The organism is Burkholderia sp. lig30 (assembly GCF_000687455.2).
GTDB lineage: Bacteria > Pseudomonadota > Gammaproteobacteria > Burkholderiales > Burkholderiaceae > Burkholderia.
In genome coordinates this window covers 42,035-48,464 of sequence record NZ_JGVW01000125.1, presented here as the reverse complement: position 1 = coordinate 48,464, position 6,430 = coordinate 42,035, and the positions used below count along the sequence as shown (strand labels likewise).

The 6,430-nt window shown below is 70.3% G+C and carries 7 protein-coding genes; all 7 read right to left on the bottom strand.

Going from position 1 to position 6,430, the window contains the following annotated elements:
• A partial coding sequence (locus LIG30_RS23080; protein WP_235510374.1) for a porin occupies positions 1 to 479 on the bottom strand: 479 nt, incomplete at its 3' end.
• A 218-nt stretch (positions 480 to 697) separates the two neighbouring features.
• Positions 698 to 1,522, bottom strand: a complete 825-nt coding sequence (locus tag LIG30_RS23075) for an ABC transporter permease (RefSeq protein ID WP_038715827.1) — start codon at positions 1,520 to 1,522, stop codon at positions 698 to 700.
• Positions 1,515 to 2,705, bottom strand: a complete 1,191-nt coding sequence (locus LIG30_RS23070) for an ABC transporter substrate-binding protein (RefSeq protein WP_038715826.1) — start codon at positions 2,703 to 2,705, stop codon at positions 1,515 to 1,517. The genes LIG30_RS23075 and LIG30_RS23070 overlap by 8 nt, the downstream gene beginning before the upstream one ends.
• A 27-nt stretch (positions 2,706 to 2,732) precedes the next feature.
• Positions 2,733 to 3,527, bottom strand: coding sequence for an ABC transporter ATP-binding protein (locus LIG30_RS23065; RefSeq protein WP_051995151.1), 795 nt, complete (start codon positions 3,525 to 3,527; stop codon positions 2,733 to 2,735).
• Positions 3,524 to 4,648, bottom strand: a complete 1,125-nt coding sequence (locus LIG30_RS23060; protein ID WP_083494150.1) for an acyl-CoA dehydrogenase family protein — start codon at positions 4,646 to 4,648, stop codon at positions 3,524 to 3,526. The genes LIG30_RS23065 and LIG30_RS23060 overlap by 4 nt, the downstream gene beginning before the upstream one ends.
• A complete protein-coding gene (locus LIG30_RS23055) occupies positions 4,645 to 5,211 on the bottom strand; it encodes a carboxymuconolactone decarboxylase family protein (RefSeq protein ID WP_038715825.1) in 567 nt (188 codons plus the stop codon). The genes LIG30_RS23060 and LIG30_RS23055 overlap by 4 nt, the downstream gene beginning before the upstream one ends.
• 127 nt (positions 5,212 to 5,338) lie before the next feature.
• Positions 5,339 to 6,292: an AraC family transcriptional regulator gene (locus LIG30_RS23050; RefSeq protein WP_038715823.1), complete on the bottom strand. Its 954-nt coding sequence runs from the start codon at positions 6,290 to 6,292 to the stop codon at positions 5,339 to 5,341.
• Positions 6,293 to 6,430 lie beyond the last annotated feature (138 nt).

Genomic DNA, 6,430 nt, shown 5'->3' with positions numbered 1-6,430 from the left:
GAGTCGTCGTTGTCGAACGGGTGCATCGCGAGGTTGCCGCCCCAGCCGGGCCCCGATGCGCCGAGCGGCGTCACGAAGTTGATGATGAAGTCGTACTGGCGGCCGAACGTGACCGCGCCGTACTGCGACGACGAGAGGCCGACGTACGCCTGCCGGCCGAACAGGTCGCCACCGTTGTTGAAGGTGCCGTTGTTCACCGAGAAGCCGTTTTCGAGGGTGAAGACGGCCGCCAGCCCGCCGCCGAGATCCTCGTTGCCGCGAATGCCCCAGCGCGAGCTGCTCAGGTTGCCGGAGTTCATTGCCCAGCCGCTCGAGCCGGGTGCCTTGCCGGTGCTGGTCTGGTTGTTCGCGTAAGTGATCGACGCATCGATCAGCCCGTACAGCGTGACGCTGCTCTGCGCATGACCGGTCCCTGCGTGCAGTGCGCCCGCCAGCAGCACCGCAATGCCCTTCCCCGTATGTTTGATCGTTGGTTTCATTGGTTCTGTTTTCATTTGACGACAAAAAATCAGCTCATCCGGCAGTCGTGCCATCGCAAGCGCATGGCCTTCAATCTAATGGGGTGGGGTGACGGCGGTCAACGAACGGATTCTGTTATCTATATGATCCGTTTGCAGGAACGGAATGCGTTGCGCGTTCGAAGGCCTGCGAGCGAACCCGGCTCGCATCGCCCGCCCGTTATGAGCGTGAACAGGCGCTAAGCCGCATCGCGTTGTGCGCCGACGAGCCGATAGACGCTGCGCGCCGCATGATCGAGCAGGAAGCCGAGCAGGCCGATCACGACGATCACGGCCATCAGCTCCGAATAGGCGAGCCGGTCGCGCGTGTCGAGGATCAGGTAGCCGAGCCCCGAGCTGACGCCCAGCATCTCGGCGGGCACCAGCACGATCCACGACACGCCGATCGCGAGCCGGATTCCGGTCAGCACGTGCGCGGCAATGCCGGGCAGGTACACGTGCCAGAGCATTTCCATGCGCGTGGCGGACAGGCTCGCGCCGAGCTGCAGCCAGCGCCGGTCGATCTGCTGGACACCGCTCGCCGTGCTCATCACGACCGGCCAGACGGCCGCGAACGCGAGCAGGAAATAGACGGGCGGGTCGCCGACGCCGAGCGACATCACGGCGACCGGCATCCACGACATCGGCGAGATCATGCGCAGGAATTGCAGCGCGGGAGACAGCAAGGTGTCGATCGCCTTTACGCTTCCGATCAGGAATCCGAATGGAATGCCGATTGCCATCGCACATGCGAGCCCGACGCCGATGCGCCGCAGGCTGGCGCCGACGTGCACGAGCAGCCGGTCCTCGGTGACGAGCACGGGCAGCGTCGCGAGTGCGCGCGCCGGCGCGAACTGCGCGGCGAGCGCGTTGTGCGGCGCGAGTGCGGCGATGCCGAGCCACCAGAGCGCGACGGCGGCGGCAAGCCCCGCCGCACCGAGCGCCAGGCCGGCGGCGCGACCCCGCCGGGTGCGGCCGTCGCCGGTGGCGGGCGGGACGGATGAGCGGGCGGACAGGTCAGACAACGATGGTCTCCGTGCGCACATACGTGTCGGGCAGGCCGAAGGCCTTCATGCCGCCGACCGCGGCGATGCTGGCCTTCACGAAGCGGTCGTCGACGAGGTCGCGCGCGACGAACGCCGGGTCGAGCGCGGCCAGGAACGGCGCACTGCCGTCCACCTGCGTGGCCTTCAGGCGGGTCACGAGCGCCTCGGTGTAGGACGGGTACGGATACGGCTGGAAGTCGATCCGCTTCGCATGCCACTGCGGATGCAGGACCGCGCGGTCGCCGAGGTAACGCGCATCGTCGGCCGGCGACGGCGCGAGCACGCTCGACAGCAGCGCGCCCGCATGCGGCGTGTAATGCTGCTCGCCGGTTTTCGACAGCAATTGCGCGGCGTCCTGCGGATGCGTGCGTGTCCACAGCTGGGCCTTGACGATCGCATCGACCACCTTTTGCGACCATGCCGGGCGCTGGGTCAGGTCACGCTCGTGCATGAACACGACGCAGCAGGCGTGATTGCGCCACACATCGCCGGTGAAGCGGAAGATCCTGCCGACCTTCAGCGCTTCGGCCGCCGCGTTGAACGGCTCCGCGACGATATAGCCCGCGATCTGCTTCGCGGCCAGCGCGGGCGGCATGTCGGCGGGCGGCATCACGATGAGGCGCACCTCGTTCGCGCCGAGCGCGCCCTCCTTCTTCAGCACGGGCGTGAGACCCTGCGCGCGCAGCATGTCCTGCACGACGACGTTGTGAATCGAATACCAGAACGGCACGGCGACGGTCTTGCCGCCGAGATCGGCGAGCTTCGCGATCTCCGGCGCGACGGTCAGCGCGGAGCCGTTCACGTGATTCCAGGCGACCACCCTGGCCGGCGCGCGGCTGCCGTAGCGTGCCCAGATCGTCATCGGCGCGAGCAGGTGGACGACGTTGACCTGCCCGGACAGGAACGCCTCGACGAGTTGCGCCCAGCTGCGAAGCAGCGCCGGTTTCTCGACCGCGAGGCCGGCCTCCTGGAAGTAGCCGTTGTGATGGGCGACGAGCAGCGGCGCCGCGTCGGTGATCGGCAGATAGCCGATCCGCACCGGCGCGTCGGGCTCGTTCGCGGCGCGGGCATTCAGCGCGCCGAGCAGCGGCGCCGCGCCCGCGGCAGTGAAAATCGACGCGAGTTTCAGCCACTCGCGTCGGGTCATGGGGAGCTGGCACATGGGGCGGGCATCCTGGTGGGTTGAACTTCAGGCGGAAGGCGGCGTGCGCGCCATCGAATCGTGGAGCGCCGTCGCGACGCGCACGCGCAGCGCGCCGAGGCGTTCGAGCTGCGTGTCCCGTGGCGCCGGCACGTCGACGGTCAGCTCGGCCGCGAGCCGGCCGCCGTGGCCGAGCACGACGACCCGGTCGGAGACGAGCAGCGCCTCGTCGATGTCGTGCGTGACGAGCAGGGTCGCGGCCTGCGTGTCGCGCACGATCCGGACGAGCAGGCGCTGCATGTCGGCGCGGGTCACTTCGTCGAGCGCGCCGAACGGCTCGTCGAGCAGCAGCGTGCGGGGCTGGCGGGCGAGGCAGCGCGACAGCGCCGCGCGCTGCGCCATGCCACCCGACAGCTGGCGCGGAAACAGATGGCCCGCATGCGCGAGGCCGACGGCGGCCAGCGCCGACGCGACGCGCGCCTGGCGTTCGTGCCGCGGCAGTTTCGGCTGGCGCGCGAACCCGAGGCCGAACGCCGCATTGCGTTCGACCGACAGCCACGGCAGCAGGCACGGGTCCTGGAACGCGAGCGCGACATCGGGCCGGGGCCCGGCGAGCGGCGTGCCGTCGACGTGAATAGCGCCGGCGGACGGCCGCTGCAGCCCGGCGACGATGCGCAGGAGCGTCGATTTGCCCGCGCCGCTCGCGCCGAGCAGCGACACGATCTCGCCCGGCCGCACCGCGAGGTTCACGCCGTCGAGCACCGTGCGTTGCGGCCAGCGCAGGCCGACGCCGCGCAGCAGCACGCGCGGCGCGGCCGCATCGGGGCGGGCGTCGGCACTCATGCTGATTTGCCGCGCCGGTATTGCGCGAGCTGATGGTTGAGCTGCACGACGATCGGCACGAAGGCTGCCTCGCGCGCGCGCCGGGCCACGTCGTCGCGGCCCGCGCCGCGCAGGTAGCCAAGGCCGCCCGCAGCCTGCACGTCGAGCTGCGACGCGGCCGCGACGATGCGCGCCAGCCCGATCCGGATATCGAACTGTGCCGCGGGCGACGCGACGAACGCGCCGCTTGCGACGCCTTCATAGAGCTGCCCTGTCAGCGTGTCGAGCGCGCGCCGCAGCGCGTTCGCGTCGCCGGCGAGCGCGTCGCGTATCGACGCGCTGCCGGTGTCGACCGAATCCAGCGCGCGGCGCGCGAGGCCGATCGACATCCCGCATTGCAGGCCGAGAAACGCGGGGCGTGCGTGTGCAAGGAACGCGCGCGCATCGGGCGCGATCTGCCAGCCGGCGTCGAGCACCGTGCCGTCGAGGTTCAGCGCCGCCGTGCTGCTCGCGCGCAGCGCGATCAGGTCGAGGTCGTCGCCGCGCGTCACGCCCGCGGCGTCGTGCGGAATCGCGAAGATCGCCGGCGGCGCGGCGTCGCCCTGATCGAATGCCGCCGCGACGACGAATCCTTCGCGGCGCAGATTGGTGATCCACGGCAACGCGCCGCTCAGCGCGAAGCGGGTGCGAGCCGCGTCGAGAGGCTCGGCGCGCATCTGCAGCGATTCGATGTTCGACAGGTACTTCATCGCGTTCGACAGGCCGGTCGCGCCGGCGCACGCGCCGCTCAGCAATGCGGGCAGCCAGCGTGCGCGCAACGCGTCGTTCGTGCTTTGCAGCAGGTATTCGATGAACGCGCGGTGGCCCCACAGCACGAACGCGGCCGTGAGCGAATGGCGCGCGACGGCGGCGATCGTCTCGATCGCATCGACCGTCGTGCCGCCTGCGCCGCCCAGCGCGCCGGGCACGCCGATACGCGGCAGGCCCGCTTGCGCGAGCCGGGGCAGGATCGCGGAGGCGAGCGCCGGCGTCGTGTCGAGCGCGTCGGCATGGGCATCCAGCCACAAGACGAGATCGGGCGCGAGCCCGGCGGGACGGGGGCGCACGGTTGCGCCGGGTGCGAGGGGCGTGGCGGGCGTCATGCGGCGTGCGCGCCGGCGTCCCAGCGATAGGCGGCCAGTTGCGGATTCAGTTCGTTCTGCGCGAGGTTGTTCGCGAAATTGCACAGCGTCGCGAGACTCACGCCGAGCACCACGTCGAGCGCGTTCGCATCGCTGAAGCCCGCTGCATGCCAGGCGTCGAGTGCGGCGTCGGCGACTGCGCCGCGCGTTGCGATCACCGCACGCGTGAAGGCGGCCACTGCGTCGAGGCGAGCGTCGCCCGTCGCGCGGCCGTCGCGCAACGCGTCGACGACCGGCGCCGGCAGTTGCGCCTTCTTGAGCGCGACCGCGGTATGCCCGGCGACGCAAAAGCCGCAGCCGTGGATGGCCGCCGCCGTGATCTGCACGACCTCGCGCTCCGCGAGCGTGAGACCGCCGCGGCCGTTGATCTCGCCGACGGTCAGATACGCTTCGAGCGCGGTCGGCGCGTTCGCGAGCGACGCGACGAGATTCGGCAGGAAGCCGTTGGCGGCCAGCGAGCGCTCGAGCAACGGGCGGCTCGCGGCGGGGGCGCTTTCGACGGAGTGCAAAGGTAGACGGCTCATGACGTTTTCGGGCGTGTGCGTGGAAGATGAGTACCGATTGTCGGCGACCGCATCCGGGCCGGGCAATGCGCGCCTGTCTGCGATTTCTGCGGATTTGTCTCGCGCGGGAGCGATGCCCGGCGACGGATCAATGCAGTGCGTCCGCGCATTCCGCCGCGCGGCGCCATGCGCCGGGCTGCACGCCGGTCACGCGCTTGAAGGCCTGCGCGAACGCCGATTCGGACTGGTAGCCGACGCGCCCGGCCGCGTCGGGCGTGCTGGCGCCCGCGCGCATGATCGACGCCGCGAGCTTCATCCGCACCAGCGTCACGAATTGCGCGGGCGACTGCCCGGAAATTTCAGCGAAGCGCTTGCAGAACCGCGCACGCGACATGTGGACGAACGCGGCCATCCGTTCGGTGGTCCAGCGCTCGCCCGGCGTTTCGACGATGGCGGCGGCGAGCGGCGCGAACTCCGGGCGGCGCAGCAGCGCCCAGAAGCACGGCGCGCGTTCGGCATCCGTATCGAGCGCGCGCAGCACATAGACGAACAGCAGCGCGGTGAGCCGCGCAATCAGCGGCGACGGCGCGTGGGCGTTGCGCCGCGCCTCCGCCAGCACGAGATCGAACACGGCGCGCGCGCCGTCCAGCGACGGCTGGTCGCGACGCGCGACGACGTGCTCGGGCAGCAGCCCGAGCAGCAGCCCGTCGAGACTGGACTGGAATTCGAAGAAGCCGCACGCGAGGCCGACGCTGCCGGCCGGCTCGCACCCGGCCGGATCGAGCGGCAGCATCGTCCCCGCGCGCGCATCGGCGCGCGCCGGGGCCGGCGGTTGCGGATCGGGCGACAGGCAATGCGACAGATCGGACAGCAGAAAGACCGCATCGCCGGCCGACAGCCGGATGCTTTGCGCGGGATGGTCCGGGCGTGCGGGCAGGTGAAGCCAGCAATGGCCATGCAGCACCACGTGGAAGCTGGCGCGCCGGTGTCCGGCCGTCGAGGCTTGCCAGGCGCCGCAATATTGGCCGACGTGGAACAGCGTGCTCTTCAGTTCGAGACCGTTGAGCAGCCAGTCGGCGAAGGTATCGGTGTTGGACTGCATGGGTGTAACGGGATCGAATGAGCGGTGCGGACTGCGCGCGATCCTCAACCGTAGCGGATTGCCCGGCCGTTACAACCAATGATTTGTCGAATGCTTATCCGGATCGGACATATCCGGTCGACCGCGCGGCCGGTCCGG